The sequence below is a fragment of the Acetivibrio sp. genome (assembly GCF_035371925.1).
GTDB lineage: Bacteria > Bacillota > Clostridia > Acetivibrionales > Acetivibrionaceae > Hungateiclostridium.
Genome location: NZ_DAORXT010000002.1, coordinates 53,873 through 73,909 on the forward strand (window position 1 = coordinate 53,873; position 20,037 = coordinate 73,909).

Consider the following 20,037-nt stretch of genomic DNA (forward strand, 5'->3'; position numbering starts at 1 on the left):
TACCCCTCCATCACTGCATGGATTAAATAACGTTAATTCTATAGTCCTACCCTGTTTATCAGTATGTCGTAAACTTCCGACATTGTATTAATCATTTGTGCAGCTGCCGAATAAGCCTGATAATGCTTTACCAGACTTGCCACTTCCTCATCCAAAGATACTCCGGAGTCGGACATTCTCTGATTTTCAACCTGCTCAATCATATTTCTGTGAATTGACGAGAGCCTTATACTCTGTTGGGAGTCTATCGCAAGGGTAGTAATTATAGACTTCATAAAGTCCTCCGGCGCACCCTCTTTAAACATATGGACATTATTTCTCATAATCAAAATACTATTTATATTCCCTATATTTCCGACTTCGTTCAAAGTATCGGAAGTTGCAATATTTCTGGGATTATCCAGAATGTCACTGCTTACGGCAAAGTTTTTGGCAGTTAGCATTTCGTAAGCGGCATCAATGTCGCCGGAAGCCATGAAATCTGCACTGGATATGGATTTGTTTTCCGTTCCCAGCATGGTGAAAAACCTTATTCCGGTATTTCCGTTGGTACCGTATCCATCCACATGGCCTGCCACCTTGTCGCTTCCCACTATTCCTTCATTAAATGCCTTTGCAAAAGTCCTGACAAACTCATTGAGCTTCCTTATGTAATAAGGTATGCCTTTATACTGAGGACTTCCGTTTTCTCCATCGTTTCCATCCCTTACATCAATTAGTCCCTTCAGCTCTCCGCCTCTTATACTAAGGCTGTTGCCGTCTTCCCACACAACTTCGTAAAGATTGGGAATGTCCTCATCTTTATTCAGTTTGTTTGCCCTTTGTTTTATGTCAAGCTTATTTACATCAAAATTGTCGACAAAAGCCTTTCCGCTTATTGTAATCACCATACGCTTGTCATCTTTGCCATTGGGGAGCTTACCCACCACTACTTCGTTGACATCTATGTTTACAAGCTTTGAAAGCTCATCAATCAAAAGCGTCCTTTTGTCCCTTAAGTCATTTGCCGTATTTCCGTCCAGCTCGGCAGTGTATATCTGCTTGTTTAGCTGAGCTATCTGGGCCCCCAGGGAGTTTATATCCGTAACAACAGTCTTTATCTGGTTGTTTATGTCAAACTGAAGTTCTTCAAAGTGAGATGCAATGTTGTTGAAGTAGCGGGCAAAGGTTACTCCCTGTTCTTTTACCAAAGCCCTTATCGCATCGTTGCTGGGATCCTTTGCAAGCTCCTGAAGGGAATTGTAAAAGTCGTTGATCACAGCATTAAAGCCACTGTCGGACGGTTCATTAAATGTAACCTCCATATCGGCAAGAAGGGCCTTTTTGGCACTCCATTCACCGTAAGAAACGTTTTCGCTCCAATACTTGTAATCCAAGTATTCATCCCTGATTCTTTCGATGGCAAGTACTTCCGAACCCGTACCCAACATTCCTGTTCCGTTAAAGAGCGACATGGGATTTGAGGCCGACTGAATCGCCACCTGCCGGGAGTATCCTGGCGTGTTTACGTTATTAATATTGTGATTTATTACATCCATATTCCTTTGAGCTGTGAATAATCCTTTTACTGCTACATTAAATCCGAAGAAACTACTCATCTCTTATCACCTGCCTACTAATCCCATTCTTAAAATAATTGTCTCCAACATATCATCTATAACGTTTATCGTCCTCGATGAAGCACTGTAAGCAAATTTGTATTTCATCATATTGGACATTTCCTCATCCATGGAAACTCCCATAATTGACTGCCTTTGCGACTCGGCCGAATTCACCAGAATCCTCTGGTTTTCAGCTGTTTTTTTCGCCTCGGAACCTCCGGTACCCACAATAAGTATTATGGTCTGATAATAGTCATCCATGCTCACAACACCGCTTGTATCGGTAATTACCCGGGCATCCCTCAAATTTGCAATGGCTAAGGCAATAGTATTGTCGCCGCTGTCACCGCTTTTGGATGCAACAATATTGTCAAGGTCCGCAAGGTTGTCATTCAGCTTGATATTTCCCATTTCCAACGGATATGCAGGATTTATCGCTACAAAGAAATCCTCTCCGTCGGAAGGCGGATTCCCCAGAGTCTTACCGCTTTTATGGAGATTGTTCACCTGGGTCACCAATGAATTAACAAGCACGTTAAGCCGCATTTTCAAGTCAGATACTATATTTACCGAACTTGCAACGGGATTTGCAGAAGGATCCGCAATACCTTCAATTGAACCCGAAACATCTCCTCTTGACTCTAAAAGTCCTTTAAGAACGCCGCTTTTTACAGGAACCTCTATATCCTCTCCCTCAATTTTGGGGACATAGAACATCTTGTTGGTATCGCTCTTTCCGGCAACGAGATTTATTTGCTCTCCCTTTGTTACCAGAATAAATCCTCCAAGGGTTACCTGTACATCACCATTCTGCATTTCGGTAAATTCAAAATTTGCAAGCTTCGACAGCTCATCTAAAAGCAAATTCCTCTGGTCGCGGTAGTCATTTGCGTTATCCCCGCAAATTTCTTCCTTCATTATTTTAACGTTCAAATCCGCTATTTGCTCCGTTATGCCGTTTATCTGCTTTATGGTAAGCATAATCTGTTTGTTAAGGTCCTCTTGCAACTTGTCCAGTTGTTCACCCAAATGATTTATTTGATGCACTAAAGCTTCCGCCCTCTGTCTTACCAAAGCCCTTATGGTAAGACTGTCCGGTTCCTTTGAAAGCTCCTGCCATGAGTTCCAAAACTGGTTTAAAACGTTTTGCAGTCCGTCTCCCATCGGATCGCCAAGAATGGTCTGGACCTCCTGAAAGGTTTTGCTTCTTGTCTCCCAGTACCCAAAGCTTGTATTTTCATTTCTATAAATGTTGTCCAAAAAGATGTGCCTTATCTGTCTCGTTTCTTCAATGCTTGCACCAAGCCCAATCTGATAGTTTATATAGTTTTGATACGGACCTGTGGTAATCATAGCCTGCTGGCGCGCATAGCCTTTTGTATTTACATTGGAAATATTGTGCCCGGTTACAGACAAAGCGCGCTCATTAACATACATTCCGGATCTTGCAATCTCCAAACCTGAGAAACCCAAATATACCGCCTCCAGACGCTTACAGTTTTATATCAAAATAGTTTTTTTTCTTGCCGTCGTTTATTTGACCCTCTTTGCTGTAATTGTTTCCTTGTGCATTAATACTGGTCAAAATATTTATCGAAAAATCTATGAAATCAATTGAGTTTTTTATTAATTTGGAATTAATTTCATTGATATCCCTAATTTCCTCAATGATTGAAGACATATGTTTTTTATAGTCCCTGAGCCTTTCTGCCTGATTTTCGTCCACATGTTTCTCCAATTCCGACATTGTTATCTCCGAAGGATTGATTCCAATAGCGTCCGATATTTCTGAAACAATGTTTTCCCTCGACTCTTCCAGCTTTCCAATTTTAAATATCAGGGATTGCTCTAGATTTGTGATACTCTCAAGTTCGCTTACTTTCCCTTTTACAATAACATCGGTTTTATTCTTTGAAATTTCAAGAATATCTTCATAAATTTTTGATTCCTGAGAAAGTACATCCATTAAATCATTTATCAACCGGTTGTTCATATTCCAAACACCCCTCTGTATCTCATTGAATTCATCCTTTCTAAAAATACCCTGAATAAAATTTATTGCGGGACAACTCGGAACTCCTTTCCTATATCACCCCGCAAACACAAATCATCCTAAGCCTACTTATCCGTTATTGACTTTAAAATCTTGTCTGCAATATCCTCTTCGCTGACTTTGTAAGTACCGGCTTCAATTTTTCGTGTCAATTCCTCCACTTTGTCCTTTCGTATGTCCGGTATCTCCTTTAATGCTTTCATTGCCGTCTGAATGTCTTTCGCCTGATTCGAAATGGATACCACATCTTTCTTCTTGGTCGCCCCATCAGTCTTTTCCATCTTGTTTACGGTTTTGCTGCTGTCATAGATGCCTGAAACCTTTGGGACCCCCTCCCAGATTTTCATAATTACCACTCACCTTCATAAAAACTTTCTATGTTAATATTTTAAGTATTGACTTCATCATTAGTTTCTTTATCCTTCCTCTCATTAATAATATCGTCATTTAAAATATTTAGTTAATAAATAAATATTACTATTATCAAGTACAATATTAAGCTTAATATAGTTCTTAAAAATATTAATTTTTTTACTCAATATAATACTGTCAGCAAATAAGTTCTAATATTATTTTTCCGGATTCCACTTTTCGTACTTGTTTAAGTATTTCATTCCCATTCCAGCCGGTTTTTTCTTGTCGGTGTCGCCGGATGCTGACTTGGATATCTCTTCTGCACTCGACTTGAATCCTTCGCTAAGCTCTCGGGAGCATTCATTGCAAAACCTTCCTGTGGTTATGGATCTGCCGCATTTCTCGCACTCCAATATCAAGTTGCCGTCATTGCCGACAATCTCAAGTCTTCCTTCCCTCAAATAGCTTTTTATTTTCTGGACACTGATTTCCAGCACATTTGACACCTCAAGAATTGAAGCCTTAGGATGCTCATAAAGGTACTCCTTTACTTTTTTGAATTCCTCTTCATCCTGTTTTTTACAATCATGGCAAATGGGCCGTCCGCCGATATAGTTGAAAATCCTCCCGCATCGTTTGCAGTTTCTTACATCCGGCATACCGATTCCTCCTAGCCTAATAATATACCAAACTTTAATTCGCAAAACAGTATTAAATATCCTCACAGTATATTTCGGCATTTTATTTATAATAGTTTAACCATGTATACTGTTACCTTCTTCCTGACGCAATGACGGCGGCCACAATTTTTTTGGCTCCGGCTTCCTTTAGCACTCTGCTGCACTCATTCAATGTTGAGCCGGTAGTCAAAATATCATCCACCAAAAACATTGTTTTCCCCTCAATTTTGGATGCATTGGTTATTTTAAACGCATCCTTTATGTTAATGAGTCTGTCGTCCCTCTTTAAAAGGCTCTGGCTATTGGTATTTTTAACTCTCACCAAAAGCCTGGACTCATTCTTTATTCCCAGCTCCCGGCTGAGCTGGCGGGCTATAAGATAAGACTGGTTGTAGCCGCGGTTTCGCTCCCTATTAGGATGCAAGGGAACGCTTACAATCATGTCAAATTTCTGCCACTGGGTCAATTCCTTTATTTTCTGTGCCAAAAGCCGTGCAAAGGTCCTATAATAAGAGGGCTTGTTATAAAACTTGTATCTTCTTATCGCTTCCTTTACAATGCCGCTGTAGTCGCATACACAGATTACACTGTCATAGTAGTTGTACTTCCCCTGAGGATTGATACTTGCCTCTTCCTTAAAACTAATCTGTTCATAGCACTCTTTGCATATTTCTATTTTAGTATCGGTATTTAAAATCGTTCCGCAAAATATGCACTTTGGCGGAAAGATGAGGTTTATAATCCGGTTTATCATTGTCTCAACCAATCCATTCCAAGAACACATTTTCTAAGCTTTTCAGAAAGATCTGAATTTCTTTTTGTTTCACGGTCGTTGATAATCATTCCGCCAAGGCAATCTTTATTCCCCACAAGGATTACCAGCTCCCTAGCCCTCGTTATTGCAGTATACAAAAGATTTCTAGTCATCAGTACCGAAGGACCTGGAAATACCGGAAGTATCACCACGGGAAACTCACTTCCCTGGCTTTTATGAATAGTTATGGCATATGCCAGTTCCAGCTCGTCCAAAATAGTGTAATCATATCCCACAAGTCTCTCATCATCAAAGCAAACTTTTATTTTTTGCTCTTCATCGTCTATTTCAACTATAACACCCATATCGCCGTTAAACACACCCGTGCCCTCCTGGGTCGGGTCATTAATTTTTTCCCACTTGAGGTTGTAGTTGTTCTTTACCTGCATCACCCGGTCACCTTCACGGAATACATAGTCTCTAAAGGCCTTTTGGTTCTTTTTGTTGCTCTCGGGATTCAAGACCTTCTGAAGCTCAATGTTAAGGTTTCCCACCCCCACCGCACTCTTTCTCATAGGTGTCAATACCTGTATCTGCCTCATGGGATCATATCCGTAAGTGTCGGGTATCCTCCTTATGCAAAGGTCAATCACTGTTTTTAAAATGTCGCTTTGGGAATTCCTTGTCACAAAGAAAAAATCTTTTTCCCTGTCATTTAATATAGGAAGCTCCCCGCGGTTTATTCTGTGGGCATTGACAACTATCATGCTTTCTCCGGCCTGCCGGAATATGTCGGACAGTTTGACAGTCTTTACCATCCCGCTTTTTATTATATCCCTAAGAACATTTCCCGGGCCCACCGAAGGCAGCTGGTCCACGTCCCCGACCAATATAAGCCTTGTCCCGCAAGCGATGGCTTTGAGCAGGTGGTTCATAAGAATTATATCCACCATGGACATCTCGTCGATTATCACTACATCTGCTTCTATGGGATTTTCTTCTGTCCTCATAAACACCAGCTCGTCCTCATTGGCCGTATAACCGATTTCAAGGAGCCTGTGAATGGTCTTTGCCTCATAGCCCGTAGCCTCGGACATCCTCTTTGCCGCCCGGCCGGTAGGAGCCGCAAGCGCAAACTCATATCCTTCACTTTCAAGAAGGCTAATAATGCTTTTAATTATAGTCGTCTTACCCGTACCCGGTCCTCCCGTTATTACAAGCACGCCATTGATCATTGCTTCCCTGATGGCTTCCTTTTGCTTGTCCGCAAGTATTATACCTTCTTTTTCCTGAACCCGCTTTATCCTTTTCTCAAAATCCTGCATATTGCCGCTGAATCTAACTTGGGAAAGCTCCACCAGCTTTTTGCATACTCCCAGCTCCGCATTGTAAAAGGCACTCAAATAAATCCTTGATGTGCCGTCATTTCTATCCACATACACCGACTTGTTCAGCACAAGGGCAACTAAGGCATCAGCTATGCGTTCAATATTGATGTTTAAAAGCTTTGACGTATAATCCTTAAGTATTTCCTCTTCAACAAAAGTGTGCCCATCTGCCGCAGCCTGGGTAAGTACATATTTAATACCGCTTGAAATCCTGTATTTGGAATATGGGGCAATTCCAAGACTTTTAGCTATGCTGTCGGCCGTCTTAAAGCTTATGCCGAAAATCTCGTCCGAAAGCCGGTAAGGATTTCTTTTAATTTCTTCCACAGTATTCGGCCCAAAAGTCTTGTATATCTTGGCACAATAAGTAGGACTAATGCCGTACTCCTGCAAAAACAGTACAACATCCCGAAGGCCCCTTTGCTCTTCAAAGGCCTGTCCTATTTTCAAAGCCTTTTCCATTTTAATGCCTTTTATCTCTGCAAGTCTCTGAGGGTGATGGCTTATAATGTGAAGAGCCTGGTCTCCAAACTTTTTTACAATCTTTTTTGCCGTTGCCGGCCCAACCCCTTTAATAAGTCCTGATGCAAGATACCTTTCTATAGCCTCTGTCGTTTCCGGAAGCAGCTTTTCATACAGCTCCACTTTAAGCTGTTCGCCATAGTCGGGGTGGGTAACCCATTTCCCCGAGACTTTCAGCGTTTCACCCACATTAATAAAGGGCATGTATCCCACAGCAGTAATAACTTCTTTATCGCATTTTATCTCACAAACGGTATATCCGTTGGCTTCATTGGAAAATATAATTTCTTCAATGGTACCTTCAATAGTTACCAATGTATCCACCTTATTCTTTGTATATTTGCATATTTATAAAATTACATACTTAAGTATACCTTATATATAATGTTTCGAAAAGAACGGGAATAAATATTCATCTTTGGTTTCGCTATACATTTCTTCTTTTGGCATGTTCCAAAATAGTATCATTGTCTTTCGGTTCGTCAAATGACTTAAATAGAGCATCTTTTTCGCTTTTCCCCAACACCTCAAGACATTCATAATCCTTTTCCAGCCTTCTTAGAATGTCCATTGTATCGTCATTAGAGCCCATATCAAGCACCATGAGCTTTCCTCCAGGCATCAGCTTTCTGATAAAATCCCTGGGCAAAACGTTTCTTAATACCCCTTCAATCGTCTCCCCCTGATTCTTGACAATCAACACAAGCTTTACCTGGGAATTTCTATAACCTTTATTATGATTTTTTATAGAAACTAAAAGATCGTGTATCAGCATCATGAGGCCGTAAGCTGCAAGAAAACAGGCTATTACTTCAAAGATAAACTCCGCCATAATAAACACCTCCAGTTAACAGTCTATGAATTTTGCTTTGCAACTGTTACAGGTGCCTATATAAAAAGCCGAAGCAGGCAAACAATTGCCCTCTTCGGCTCTTTACTGTTCCTTCTGAAATTTATTTTTTACAATAATTATCTAAAACTTAAATCTCCTGCGCTTCCCTTCTTAAGTCTTCGGCCTTGTCTGTCTTTTCCCAAGGAAGGTCAATGTCCGTCCTTCCAAAGTGTCCGTAAGCTGCTGTCTGTTTGTAAATCGGCCTTCTTAAATCAAGGGTCTTGATAATTCCTGCAGGTCTTAGGTCAAAATGCTTGTTTACCAAGCTTTCTATTTTCTCTTCAGGAATTATTCCGGTACCAAATGTATCAACCCTCACCGAAACCGGTCTTGCCACACCTATTGCATAAGCCAGCTGCACTTCGCATTTCTTGGCAAGCCCTGCAGCAACTATATTTTTTGCCACATAACGGGCAGCATAAGCAGCCGAACGGTCAACTTTTGTGGGGTCTTTACCTGAAAATGCTCCGCCGCCGTGTCTTGCATAACCTCCATAAGTATCTACGATTATCTTTCTTCCGGTAAGCCCGGAGTCTCCTTGAGGTCCGCCAACCACAAATCTTCCTGTGGGATTGACAAGATACTTAGTATTGCTGTCCAAAAGCTCGGCCGGTATAACAGGCTTTATAACATGCTCAATAATATCTCTCTTTATTGTATCGTGATCCACCTCAGGACCATGCTGTGTGGAAATAAGTACCGTATCCACCCTTACAGGCTTGTCCCCGTCATATTCAACAGTAACCTGGGACTTTCCGTCTGGCCTTAGGTAGTCCAATGTGCCGTTTTTCCTTACCTGGCTTAACCTCATGGCAAGCTTGTGAGCTAATGAGATGGGCATTGGCATAAGTTCGGGTGTTTCATCACATGCAAAGCCGAACATCATTCCCTGGTCACCTGCTCCTATGGCTTCAATTTGCTCATCGCTCATTTCCCCTGTCTTTGCTTCAAGGGCCTTGTCAACTCCCATGGCTATATCGGGAGACTGCTCGTCAATTGAAGTCAGAACCGCACACGTATCACAGTCAAATCCATACTTTGCCCTATCATAACCTATTTCGCGAATTGTGCCTCTTACAATCCTTGGTATATCGACATAACAATTTGTTGTAATTTCACCGGTTACCAAAACAAGTCCTGTAGTAACTGAAGTTTCACATGCTACCCTCGCCATAGGATCCTTAGCAAAAATTGCATCCAAAACGGCATCGGAGATCTGGTCGCATATTTTGTCAGGATGGCCTTCAGTAACTGATTCCGATGTAAATAGTTTTCTTGCCATTTAGGTTACCTCCTTATTAATTTTTTCTTTTGCAAGTATGTCAACAAAGCATTGCTGCAACTTGTCCAAAATCCGACAAAACACATAAAAAAACCTCTTTCACAAAAAGAGGATCCAGTTTTTATCCTCATCTGTCAGGACTTTTACATCCTGTAGGAATTGGCACCGATACAATTCTGCCGGTTGCCGGGTTTCATAGGGCCCATTCCCTCCACCTCTCTTGATAAGGCTACCTGTATTATTTTGTCATAGTATAATGTATCATATACCTTATACTTAGTCAATAAATATGAGGCTTTTCTTTGTATAAATTTTGCCAAAGTTTTTTTACACTAAATATTATTCGACTTTTTATACACTTTATCCCTGAAATTTTGGGATGACACTATATACCTTTCATGGTATCCCTCTCCTATTTTTTCGACACCGTCAAAAGCTTCCACCTTAAAGGTAAGCTTTCTTCCTTCAACAGCTATCAACTCTGCCAAAGCCTTTACTTTCATTCCTACAGGTGTACCGGCAATATGCTTAATATTCACTGAAGTCCCGACAGTGGTATACCCTTTAGGCAGATGCAGGGACACCGCCGACAATGCAGCCCTCTCCATCAAACCTATCATTGCCGGAGTTGAATAAACATCCATATCTCCGCTTCCGTACTCTTCTGCAGTACTCTTATCCGTTACCCATGTTTCAACAGATGCATTCAAACCAACCTTTAAGCTTACATTCTCCATAGTTCTTCCCTCTCCACTTGAAATTCAAAATTTTCGGCTCATTAGAAAGCCAAGCCCTAAACTTTAGCCCAACGAATTTCCAGCACTTGAAAATGCATAATACCTTTTCGGGTTTAATGCTTTCAAAGATTCTAGAAACAATTTCTGTTACCGGGCACTTGATATTATAGCAAATACATTTGCAATAATAAAGTAAAAAAAGAGATAGTTTATAACCATCTCTTTTTATTTATAAAAGGAAGCTATTTTTTAGAAGAATTAATCAGGCACTTGCATACAGCTCTTCAAACTCATGCCCTTCAAGCTTTTCTCTTTCAATAAGGGCATTTGCTATTGCATGGAGTTTATTAATATTTTCCTTCAAAATATTTGTTATTCTTTCATAGCATGTATCTATTATCTTCTTTACTTCCTTGTCAATTTGAGCAGCTACCTCTTCACTGTAGTTTCTTGTCTGTGCCAGGTCTCTTCCGATAAATACCTCATCATTCTCATTTCCGAATACGAGATTGCCCAGAGTATCACTCATACCGTATTTGGTAATCATACTTCTGGCAATTCCGTTAGCCTGCTTCAAATCAGAATAAGCACCGGTGCTTACTTCTCCCAGCACAATCTCCTCTGCTGCCCTTCCGCCTAAAGATACAATAATCTTTTCAATGAGATGGGATTTGGTTTCATAAGTCTTATCCTCATCCGGCTTGTGGGCGGTAAAGCCGCCTGCCATACCTGACGGAATAATGGAAATCCTGTCAACTTTATCGGTAGTGGACACAGCTTTTATCGCAATAGCATGACCGGCTTCATGATATGCTGTAAGCCTTTTTTCCTTTTCGCTCATTACCCTGCTCTTCTTCTCCGGTCCTACTACCACCTTGAATACCGCCTCTTTTATTTCAGCCATTGTTATTACTTTCTTATTGGCTCTGGCAGCAAGCAAAGCTGCTTCGTTAAGGAGATTTTCAAGGTCTGCTCCGGTAAATCCGGGAGTACTCTTTGCAAGCTCATCCAATTTAACATCTTCAGCCAACGGCTTGCCTTTGGCATGAACTTTCAGTATTTCTTCCCTTCCTTTTATATCTGGAAGTCCCACTACAACTCTTCTGTCAAATCTTCCCGGTCTTAGAAGCGCTGGGTCCAAAATATCCGGTCTGTTTGTAGCAGCTAGAATTATTACCCCTTCATTTGCTCCAAAACCATCCATTTCAACCAACAACTGGTTGAGCGTCTGTTCCCGTTCGTCATGGCCTCCGCCAAGTCCTGCTCCTCTATGTCTTCCCACAGCATCAATTTCGTCTATGAAGACGATACACGGAGCGTTCTTCTTTGCCTGCTCAAAAAGGTCTCTAACCCTTGAAGCACCTACGCCGACAAACATTTCCACAAAGTCCGAACCGCTTATGCTAAAGAACGGAACTCCAGCTTCTCCCGATACGGCCTTTGCCAGCAAGGTTTTACCGGTACCCGGAGGTCCCACCAAAAGAACTCCCTTAGGTATCCTTGCTCCAAGCTCCAAAAACTTTTTAGAGTGCTTTAAAAATTCAACTATTTCTCTCAGTTCTTCTTTCTCTTCATCAGCACCTGCGACATCATCGAAAGTTACCTTTCGCTTGTCATCTATAGTCATCTTGGCTCTGCTTTTACCAAAGGACATTACCCTGCTTCCGCCGCCTTGCGACTGCTGGAGGAAAAACACCCAAAACAGCACAAACACGACTATAATCACCAAAGTAGGCAATATTGAAATCCACCATGGCGGGGAATAAGGAACCCTGCTGCGAAACTCCAATTCTCCCTGTCTGATAAGGTTATTTATCTCATTCATAAATACCTCAACATCAGGTATATAAACAAACTGGTCTCTCTGTCCTTCTCCTTTATATTTTACTGTGGCTTTATTGTCCTCCAGTATGATCTCTTGAACCTTTCCGTTCTGAATATCACTTATAAGCTGCGAATACTTTTGCTCTTTTTCAACCGGACGGCTTTGCACTACAACCAAAAAAGCCAGCAGCATAACAAACAGTACTATATAAAAGCTTATATTCTTAAAATATTTCAAATAGCTCCCTCCTTATTAATTATTCTAAACAATGTAAAAAAACTAATACATCAAAGTATATTCATCAACATATATTACATTATATTAACATAACGGTTCTAAAAACACAAGAAACCTTTATATTATTTTCACTCCGAGTCTCCTTTGGATTCATAAACAGAAGACTTTAGTACACATACATCCGGAAGGTTCCTGTATTTACCTGCGTAATCCAATCCGTAACCTACCACAAATTTATCCGGTATTGTAATGCCTTCATAATCTATTTCCAATTCCACCTTTCGCCTCGACGGCTTGTCAAGGGCGGTGCATACCTTAACATCTTTAGGGCCTCTGTTCTCAAACATGCTTTTTAAATAATGCAATGTAAGACCCGTATCCACCAAATCTTCGACAATAAGCACATGCTTGTTGGTAATATCAACATCGATGTCTTTTATTATGCGGACAACTCCGGACGATTTGGTGGAATTGCCATAGCTTGACACCGATATGAAATCCATATCAATAGGTATGCTTATTTCCCTTATCAGGTCGGCAAAAAAAACCACTCCTCCTTTTAATACCCCAATCAATACAAGCTCTTTTCCTTCATAATCATTGGAAATCCTTTTTCCCAACTCTTTAGCCTTACTTTTAAGCTCCTCTCCGGTGACCAATATCTCTTCAATTTGATTTTGCATGAGTTTCCTCCTAAAAAATATATGCTATTTTAAAGTATCTAACTTTCACGTTTTTATTCGAAATCAATATACCTATTTTATGGATTTTAATTGTTTTCAATGTGATTTTCATAGGATAATTTTAATATGATTTTAGTATTTTCAGTTACTTTAAATTTATCACTGATTTTACAACCTATTATCCATACAATTTCTTTACCCTTTGAAATTAGCGGTATGTGATTTCTCGTTTCTCTTGGGATTTTATTGTCAATGAAAAACTCTTTGAGTTTTTTCGTTCCGTTTGAGCTTCGCGGTTTAAAGACATCTCCATCTCTTCTGTTTCTTATATATATTCCCTCTCTTAGCCTGTCATAATCAAAAAACTGAACACAGCTTGTGTCCGATGCCCTTCTAAAATCCTTTATATTAAAGGTACCGGAAGAAACGTCAATCAGAGATGCCTCCAATTTTCCATTTACTTCATTAACAATCGTAATCCCGGGTATATTTACTTTCTTATTAAAATATATATCTTCTTTCTCAAATTCGTGTAAATATATTTTCAGGGTCTCATAGGATTTCGCAGCCCTTACCCCATGGGGAAGATGCAGCTTTGACCCCGTTGCACCATTTTCAATCAGGTCTATTATACTATCAATATGTACTGCTGCAATGCCTCTTATGTCTCCCTTGATTTTTTTTATGGAATTTCGAATTATTCTTCGCTGTGCCGCAATATGGCATTCCTTTAAAGCAGCAAGGTCTAAAACTACTTGGCTGCCATCACTCTTTTTTTTGACTTTGCTTGAGATTTCATCCGTTTGGTTTTCTATAAAACTTACGTCATCCCTTATCAAATCTGCCATTTTGGTTATACCATTTACTATATCGGCATTGAATAATTTATCTATATAGGGTATTAGATCAAGTCTTATCCTGTTCCTAGTATAAATATCCTCAAGATTTGAACTGTCAATGCGTGGATTTAGGTTGTGAATGCGGCAGTAATCTTCGATTTCAGCTCTATTGATACCTAAAAGAGGTCTTATAATCCTACCTCGAATATAATCCATTCCTTTAAGTCCGTCAAGCCCTGTGCCTCTTATAATATTCATAAGCACAGTCTCCGCCTGGTCATTTTTATTATGGGCTACGGCAATCCTTTGGGCACCGTAATTGTCGGCAACTTCGTCAAAAAGTCTGTACCTTTCTATCCTGCCGGCCTCCTCTAATGAAAGCTTTTGCTCTTTTGCAAGCTTTTTTATATCAATGCTCCTACTTACAAGCTCGACATTCAATTTCGCACACAAGTCTTCAACAAAAGCCTCATCCCCGGATGCTTCATTCCCTCTTAACATATGGTTGACATGCACCGCCACAAGCCCTAAATTCATACTTTCCCTAAGCCGGCAAAGAATGTGCAAAAGGCACACCGAATCAGGGCCTCCGGATACCCCAACAACTATTTTGTCTTTACTGCGAATAATATTATATTTTTCAATTGCTTGCAATACTTTGTCAATCATAAAACCATTCCAGTGCTACTCTCTATATTTCTCAAGATTTGCAAATTTCGTATACTGACCCAGCCATGCCAGTTCAACGGTACCCGTCGAACCGTTTCTGTGCTTTGCGATTATCACCTCGGCAATATTCTTCTTTTCGGTATCGGGATTGTAATAATCATCCCTGTATAAAAACATTACAATATCCGCATCCTGCTCTATTGCACCGGATTCTCTAAGGTCACTTAAAATAGGCCTGTGGTCGGCCCTAAGCTCCGGAGCACGGCTCAGCTGGGACAGAGTCAACACAGGAACGTTTATTTCCTTTGCCAATATCTTAAGAGACCTGGATATCTCCGATATTTCCTGCTGCCTGCTTTCAGTTTTCCCTCTTCCCTGCATAAGCTGAAGGTAATCTATGACAACCAATCCCAAATCTTTTTCAATCTTGAGTCTTCTGCATTTTGCCCTTATCTCCATGACAGAAAGTCCCGGGGTGTCGTCAATGTAAATCGGTGCCTCGGACAGGGGCCCCAATGCCCTTGCCACCTTTTGCCAGTCACTGTCCTCCAGCTTTCCGGTTCTCATCTTCTGGCTGTCCACCATAGCTTCGCAGCAAAGCATTCTGTTTACCAGCTGTTCCTTTGACATCTCCAGGCTGAATACGGCAACAGGAACTCTTGCATGAATAGCAGCATTCTGGGCTATGTTGAGCACGAAGGAAGTCTTTCCCATTGCCGGTCTTGCCGCAATCAGTACCAAGTCAGAATTTTGAAGACCTGCAGTCTTGTAGTCCAAATCCACAAAACCCGTGGGAATTCCGGTGATAAATCCTTTGTTGTTGTAAAGCTCTTCAAGCCGGTTAAAAGTATCAACCAATACATCCTTGATAGGGGCAAACCCCTGTGTATTTCTCTTTTGAAGCACATCAAATATGTTTTTTTCAGCTTTGTCCAAAACATAAGAAACCTCTTCCGAAGCCTCATAGCCCATATTGACTATTTCAGTGGAAGCCTTGATCAGCCTTCGTAATATGGATTTTTCTTCCACTATTTTCGCATAGTGTTTTGCATTTGCAGTGGTAGGAACCGAACTTGCCAGATTCGTAAGGTACTCCAGCCCTCCTACCCCCTCCAGGCTTCCCCTTGTTTTTAGCTGCTCCGAAACTGTAATAAGGTCAATAGGCTCTGCCTTTTCATAAAGGTCCATTATTGCTTCGAATATTTCCCTATGGTCTTCTCTGTAAAAGTCCTGGCTTGAAATTATTTCCGTCACGCTTGACAGCACTTCTTTATCAAGCAATATTGCACCCAGCACCGACTGCTCGGCTTCAATATTCTGCGGAGGTATTCGGCCAAAAGAACCCAAGTCCATATTCTATCACTCATCCCGACATAAACATATTTTCGCCAACGACTGGCATCAATTATTCCTGCTCAATCTTAACGGTCAATTTGGCGCTTACTCCCGGATACAGCTTTACATCCGCTTCATAGGTGCCCAGTGACTTCATGGATTCCGGAAGATTTATTTTCTTCTTGTCCACATCAAGATTGTGCTGTTTTTTCAAATAATCCGAAACATCCTTGCTGGTCATTGAGCCAAAAAGCTTTCCGTTCTCTCCGGCTTTTGCCTTGAGAGTAACCACTATATTTTTAAACTTTTCGGCAAGCTCCTTGGCCTGTGCAAGTTCCTTTTCTTTTCTGTTCTTTTCCGCTTCCTTTTTTGACTGCATAATATTCATATTGCTGGCATTTGCTTCAACAGCCAGTCCTTTCGGAAGCAAAAAATTTCTTGCATATCCGTCGCTTACATCAACAAGACTGTCTTTTTTTCCCAGACCTTTGACATCAGCTTTTAAAATAACCTTCATAGTATATCTCTCCTTATTCTACTTTAAATCATATTTACTTATTATAATAACAGAATACTACGTGTTCTGTCTGTTGATTTCATCAAAATATTCGTTGATTGCCTCATGAAGTCTCGCTTTTGCTTCCTCAAGCGTCACCCCTTGCAGCTGGGCTCCGGCAACCGTCATATGGCCGCCTCCTCCAAGCTTCTCAAGGATTACCTGAACATTTACATCGCCCAACGACCTTCCGCTAATAGCAATTCCATTATTAATATGGCTTAGCACAAAAGCCGCATTCAGTCCCGCGAGGTTAACAAGCTGGTCTGCCGCCTGCGCGGCAATCAACGTGGCGTTTTTCACATTTTGTGTGCAAACGGATATCGCCAGGTTATTCCTTATTATTTCCGCATCCTTTACCACATTTGAAATGCTTACATAGGTATTGATGTCGCTTTGGAACATCTGCCTTACCGATACTGTGTCCACTCCGTGCCTTCTTAGAAAGGCTGCCGCCTCAAAAGTACGCACTCCCGTCTTGAAGGTAAAGTTCTTGGTATCCACCACTATACCGGCATACAATGCCTCAGCTTCGACAGGTTTGAGCTTTATTTTCTCCTCCACATACTGCAGTATCTCCGTAACCAGCTCACATGTGGATGAAGCATAGATCTCCTGATATGTAAGCACTGCCTCCTGCAGATAGTCCGCTCCTCTTCTGTGATGGTCTATAACCACTATCTGCTCCGTATATTTTAAAAGTTCCGGAAACTCCGTAAAGCTCGGCCTGTGGGTGTCTACAATAATCAGCAGCGTTTTCTTGGTGATCTTTTCAATGGCTTCTTCTTTCGCTATAAACAGTCCCTCATAATCCCCGCTTTTTTCAATCTTTGATATCAAAACATCTATTGTAGGGTTTGAGCTGTTTAGTACTATATGGGTCTCCTTGTTTCGGTTCATTGCCACCCTGTATATTCCGAGGGCAGCCCCAAGACAGTCGATATCACAGTTTTCGTGCCCCATTATCATTACATCCGATGCCTGGTCAATAAGCTCCCTCAACGCATAGGCAATAACCCTTGCCTTTACTTTTGTCCTTTTCTCCAGCTCCCTGGTCTTTCCTCCAAAGAAAGTTATATTTTCTCCGTTTTTTACAACCACCTGGTCGCCGCCTCTTCCCAAAGCAATATCCAAAGATGCATGGGCAAAACGGAATTTCTCCAGCAGCGAGTCCACACCTATACCTATTCCGATACTTAATGTAACAGGTATCTTGTTTCCCACATTTATTTCCTTTACGGAATCTAAAATGTCAAACTTTTTCTCTTCAAAATCTTTAAGATACTTATAATCAAATATTAGTATATACTTATCCCTTTCAAACTTCTTAAGTATACCGTTGGTGTATCCCATCCACCGGGTTATTTTGGAATCTATTTCCGCAAGAATCTGGGTACGTATTGTATCCTCCAGGCTCTGCATCAAATCGTCATAATTGTCTATTATAATAATTCCCACCGTTGCTCTTTCATTGTCATACTTCTTCTTTAATTCCACAAGCTCCGTATTGTCCACAAAATACATAAGTATTATGAACCCGTCTTCATTTATCTTGCTATCCACTTTTACGAAATTACCCAATACGCAGTAGTTTCTTCCGTTTATCACAATATCCTTGCTAAAGTTCATGTTCCCATCGGACAATTCGCCGGGATTCAATTCTTTTACGAATGAATGTATAGTCTTTTCCAGAAGCTTTTCTCCGTCAAAGATTTTCTTAAAAGAAGAATTATACCAAATAATTGTCCCGTCCAGCTCAATTAATACCAAAGGCATAGGAAAATTTAACAGCGTATCCTTCGACGCCGTATTAATATTGAATGTCAAATTTTCAATATATCGGGTTATTTCTTTGTGTCTTTTGTAATTTGACCTGAAGTTATAATATAAAAGCAGCACAAACAGTGCATAGCCCGGTATGGCGACTACGAATTCCAGAGCTGAAATTATTATCAGCAGTAAAAATATAATCAGCAGATAAAAACTTGATTTCGGCAAAAACATTCCAATAAATTTTTTACTTTCCATCGGTACTCCTCCCGTGCTTAAAGTCCTAAACCTTGTTTTGTATTCTAGAGGAGTTCAAATGCTTTGCAAGTTCCGTCAAATCCCCATAGTATTTTTCAACATCATGGTTTTCAATTATACCAAGCCTTATTTTGTTGTTTATCTTAATCTCAATAGAATTATAACTCACACCCAAACGCCTGCCAAGCATATAGGAGATTAAAATTATATTGGACAGGGTCTCTGCGACTGATTCATGCACCTCTTCCCTAACTCCGTTTACCAGCACCTTGAAAAGATTTGCTATGTCGGTAAGAAGCTCACTCTTTAGCCACTCAATAATTTTTATATTCCTTGTAATGTCAATATCCCTGTCAAATAAAGCCATAAAACCACTCCAACATTTAATATAAGTTATGCATCCGCATATGACATATATTATACCATAAAATAATCTTAAGCATCGAATTTCCCAAAAATCAAAACTAAATCTTTTAAAAACTCAGCAACCTATTTCAAACTCCGGATAAGAGCCTAAAAACTTGTAAAAGGAAGTCTTTCTTTTTACCATTGTAAGTGCATCCCTGACATCTTGATCTTCTATATGGCCGTTTATATCCACAAAGAATATGTACTTGCCCAGCTCGTTTTTTGCAGGTCTTGATTCTATTCTCGTCATGTTTATATCCCAGAGGCTAAATATGTCCAGTATCCTATAGAGGCTGCCCGGCTTGTTTTCTGTGGAAAAAACTATGGAGGTCTTATTCTTTTTCGCCCTTTGCGCCTCTTTTTTTGAAATTACCACGAATCTGGTAAAATTATTGTCACTATCCTGAATGGATTCTTTTAGTATCTCAAGTCCATACTCTTTAGCCGCAGCCAAAGAACCGATGGCTGCCATGTTTTCTTCCCCCTGTGCAACCTCCTTTGCCGCCTGCGCAGTACTGTATACATATTTTACAACTGCATGGGGAAAGACAGAATCAATAAACTTTCTGCACTGTCCAATAGGCTGGGGATGGGAAAGGATATACTTTATATCCCCAATATCCGTACCTTTTCTTGCCATAAGATTCTGTTTTATCTCAATTACAACCTCAGCCTTGATTTTAAGATCCACGTCCGCCGCAAGCATATCCATCGTGGTGCTTACAGCTCCCTCCAAAGAATTTTCGATGGGTACAATGGCTTCATCAAGCTCACCGTTTTCCACCGCCATAATCAATTCCACCATGGTGTTGTAATCAACCCCGGTAAAATCATCTCTATCCCCAGTATATGTAATCATCGCTTCCTGCGAAAATGTCCCCTTTGGTCCTAAAAAACCGATTTTAACCATAAAACGCTCCTCATATTATTTTTTGCACCTTCTGGCAAAACCTTATGATTATACAGGTACGCAACTTTTATCTCATATTATAATAACATCATTTTTTCTTTTTTCCAACTGAAATGAGATTAATAATGACAAGCAAAATTAAATGGAATTCTTTGAGTATTATCTTGATATATGTTCTTTATAATGCTAATATTTATATTAAGTTTTTTATGCATTTTTAACGATATATTATTAGAATATTCTCGAAAAGTAACTGGAAAACCAGCTAAATGTTAATTATTGGG

The 20,037-nt window shown here is 40.4% G+C and carries 18 protein-coding genes and 1 riboswitch; all 18 genes read right to left on the reverse strand.

The window, feature by feature from the left end; genetic code table 11:
* Nucleotides 1-38 precede the first annotated feature (38 nt).
* Complete coding sequence (flgK, locus tag PLH43_RS00665) at nucleotides 39-1,598, reverse strand: flagellar hook-associated protein FlgK (RefSeq protein ID WP_324359024.1); 1,560 nt, start codon at nucleotides 1,596-1,598, stop codon at nucleotides 39-41.
* 6 nt (nucleotides 1,599-1,604) lie between these two features.
* Nucleotides 1,605-3,074: a flagellar hook-associated protein FlgK gene (gene flgK / locus PLH43_RS00670; protein ID WP_324359026.1), complete on the reverse strand. Its 1,470-nt coding sequence runs from the start codon at nucleotides 3,072-3,074 to the stop codon at nucleotides 1,605-1,607.
* Nucleotides 3,075-3,093: 19 nt separating this feature from the next.
* Nucleotides 3,094-3,594, reverse strand: a complete 501-nt coding sequence (locus tag PLH43_RS00675; protein ID WP_324359028.1) for a flagellar protein FlgN — start codon at nucleotides 3,592-3,594, stop codon at nucleotides 3,094-3,096.
* Between the two features lie 125 nt (nucleotides 3,595-3,719).
* The gene (gene flgM / locus PLH43_RS00680; protein ID WP_324359029.1) at nucleotides 3,720-4,001 is read right to left on the reverse strand and encodes a flagellar biosynthesis anti-sigma factor FlgM; all 282 of its coding nucleotides are present in this window, start codon (nucleotides 3,999-4,001) and stop codon (nucleotides 3,720-3,722) included.
* Nucleotides 4,002-4,223: 222 nt separating this feature from the next.
* Nucleotides 4,224-4,667, reverse strand: coding sequence for a MerR family transcriptional regulator (locus PLH43_RS00685; RefSeq protein WP_324359031.1), 444 nt, complete (start codon nucleotides 4,665-4,667; stop codon nucleotides 4,224-4,226).
* A 112-nt stretch (nucleotides 4,668-4,779) separates the two neighbouring features.
* Complete coding sequence (locus PLH43_RS00690) at nucleotides 4,780-5,442, reverse strand: ComF family protein (RefSeq protein WP_324359033.1); 663 nt, start codon at nucleotides 5,440-5,442, stop codon at nucleotides 4,780-4,782.
* Nucleotides 5,439-7,667 carry an ATP-dependent RecD-like DNA helicase gene (locus tag PLH43_RS00695; protein ID WP_324359035.1) on the reverse strand — a complete coding sequence of 743 codons (2,229 nt, stop codon included), beginning with the start codon at nucleotides 7,665-7,667 and terminating at the stop codon, nucleotides 5,439-5,441. The genes PLH43_RS00690 and PLH43_RS00695 overlap by 4 nt, the downstream gene beginning before the upstream one ends.
* Nucleotides 7,668-7,779: 112 nt before the next feature.
* Entirely contained in the window at nucleotides 7,780-8,184 is a 405-nt protein-coding gene (locus PLH43_RS00700; protein ID WP_324359037.1) for a hypothetical protein, read from the reverse strand.
* A gap of 148 nt (nucleotides 8,185-8,332) precedes the next feature.
* Nucleotides 8,333-9,526, reverse strand: coding sequence for a methionine adenosyltransferase (gene metK, locus PLH43_RS00705; RefSeq protein ID WP_324359039.1), 1,194 nt, complete (start codon nucleotides 9,524-9,526; stop codon nucleotides 8,333-8,335).
* Between the two features lie 124 nt (nucleotides 9,527-9,650).
* Nucleotides 9,651-9,756, reverse strand: a riboswitch (SAM riboswitch).
* Nucleotides 9,757-9,858: 102 nt separating this feature from the next.
* A complete protein-coding gene (locus tag PLH43_RS00710) occupies nucleotides 9,859-10,263 on the reverse strand; it encodes a thioesterase family protein (protein ID WP_324359041.1) in 405 nt (134 codons plus the stop codon).
* Between the two features lie 262 nt (nucleotides 10,264-10,525).
* Nucleotides 10,526-12,325 carry an ATP-dependent zinc metalloprotease FtsH gene (gene ftsH, locus PLH43_RS00715; RefSeq protein ID WP_324359043.1) on the reverse strand — a complete coding sequence of 600 codons (1,800 nt, stop codon included), beginning with the start codon at nucleotides 12,323-12,325 and terminating at the stop codon, nucleotides 10,526-10,528.
* Nucleotides 12,326-12,453: 128 nt separating this feature from the next.
* The gene (hpt, locus tag PLH43_RS00720) at nucleotides 12,454-13,008 is read right to left on the reverse strand and encodes a hypoxanthine phosphoribosyltransferase (protein ID WP_324359045.1); all 555 of its coding nucleotides are present in this window, start codon (nucleotides 13,006-13,008) and stop codon (nucleotides 12,454-12,456) included.
* Between the two features lie 86 nt (nucleotides 13,009-13,094).
* Entirely contained in the window at nucleotides 13,095-14,516 is a 1,422-nt protein-coding gene (tilS, locus tag PLH43_RS00725; protein ID WP_324359047.1) for a tRNA lysidine(34) synthetase TilS, read from the reverse strand.
* Nucleotides 14,517-14,531: 15 nt separating this feature from the next.
* Entirely contained in the window at nucleotides 14,532-15,869 is a 1,338-nt protein-coding gene (dnaB, locus tag PLH43_RS00730; RefSeq protein ID WP_324359049.1) for a replicative DNA helicase, read from the reverse strand.
* Between the two features lie 52 nt (nucleotides 15,870-15,921).
* Nucleotides 15,922-16,368, reverse strand: a complete 447-nt coding sequence (gene rplI, locus PLH43_RS00735; RefSeq protein WP_324359051.1) for a 50S ribosomal protein L9 — start codon at nucleotides 16,366-16,368, stop codon at nucleotides 15,922-15,924.
* A 57-nt stretch (nucleotides 16,369-16,425) separates the two neighbouring features.
* Nucleotides 16,426-18,435, reverse strand: a complete 2,010-nt coding sequence (locus PLH43_RS00740; RefSeq protein ID WP_324359053.1) for a DHH family phosphoesterase — start codon at nucleotides 18,433-18,435, stop codon at nucleotides 16,426-16,428.
* Nucleotides 18,436-18,460: 25 nt separating this feature from the next.
* Entirely contained in the window at nucleotides 18,461-18,802 is a 342-nt protein-coding gene (locus PLH43_RS00745; RefSeq protein WP_324359055.1) for a MazG-like family protein, read from the reverse strand.
* 114 nt (nucleotides 18,803-18,916) lie between these two features.
* Nucleotides 18,917-19,753, reverse strand: a complete 837-nt coding sequence (pheA, locus tag PLH43_RS00750; protein WP_324359057.1) for a prephenate dehydratase — start codon at nucleotides 19,751-19,753, stop codon at nucleotides 18,917-18,919.
* Nucleotides 19,754-20,037: the final 284 nt, after the last annotated feature.

Coding starts and splice junctions, on each gene's coding strand:
- flgM (WP_324359029.1), bottom strand. CDS start 4,001: ATGAAAATCTGGGAGGGGGTCCCAAAGGTTTCAGGCATCTATGACAGC.
- PLH43_RS00690 (WP_324359033.1), bottom strand. CDS start 5,442: ATGATAAACCGGATTATAAACCTCATCTTTCCGCCAAAGTGCATATTT.
- dnaB (WP_324359049.1), bottom strand. CDS start 15,869: ATGGACTTGGGTTCTTTTGGCCGAATACCTCCGCAGAATATTGAAGCC.
- rplI (WP_324359051.1), bottom strand. CDS start 16,368: ATGAAGGTTATTTTAAAAGCTGATGTCAAAGGTCTGGGAAAAAAAGAC.
- metK (WP_324359039.1), bottom strand. CDS start 9,526: ATGGCAAGAAAACTATTTACATCGGAATCAGTTACTGAAGGCCATCCT.
- PLH43_RS00710 (WP_324359041.1), bottom strand. CDS start 10,263: ATGGAGAATGTAAGCTTAAAGGTTGGTTTGAATGCATCTGTTGAAACA.
- tilS (WP_324359047.1), bottom strand. CDS start 14,516: ATGATTGACAAAGTATTGCAAGCAATTGAAAAATATAATATTATTCGC.
- PLH43_RS00745 (WP_324359055.1), bottom strand. CDS start 18,802: ATGGCTTTATTTGACAGGGATATTGACATTACAAGGAATATAAAAATT.
- PLH43_RS00700 (WP_324359037.1), bottom strand. CDS start 8,184: ATGGCGGAGTTTATCTTTGAAGTAATAGCCTGTTTTCTTGCAGCTTAC.
- PLH43_RS00685 (WP_324359031.1), bottom strand. CDS start 4,667: ATGCCGGATGTAAGAAACTGCAAACGATGCGGGAGGATTTTCAACTAT.
- flgK (WP_324359024.1), bottom strand. CDS start 1,598: ATGAGTAGTTTCTTCGGATTTAATGTAGCAGTAAAAGGATTATTCACA.
- PLH43_RS00675 (WP_324359028.1), bottom strand. CDS start 3,594: ATGAACAACCGGTTGATAAATGATTTAATGGATGTACTTTCTCAGGAA.
- pheA (WP_324359057.1), bottom strand. CDS start 19,753: ATGGTTAAAATCGGTTTTTTAGGACCAAAGGGGACATTTTCGCAGGAA.
- hpt (WP_324359045.1), bottom strand. CDS start 13,008: ATGCAAAATCAAATTGAAGAGATATTGGTCACCGGAGAGGAGCTTAAA.
- PLH43_RS00740 (WP_324359053.1), bottom strand. CDS start 18,435: ATGGAAAGTAAAAAATTTATTGGAATGTTTTTGCCGAAATCAAGTTTT.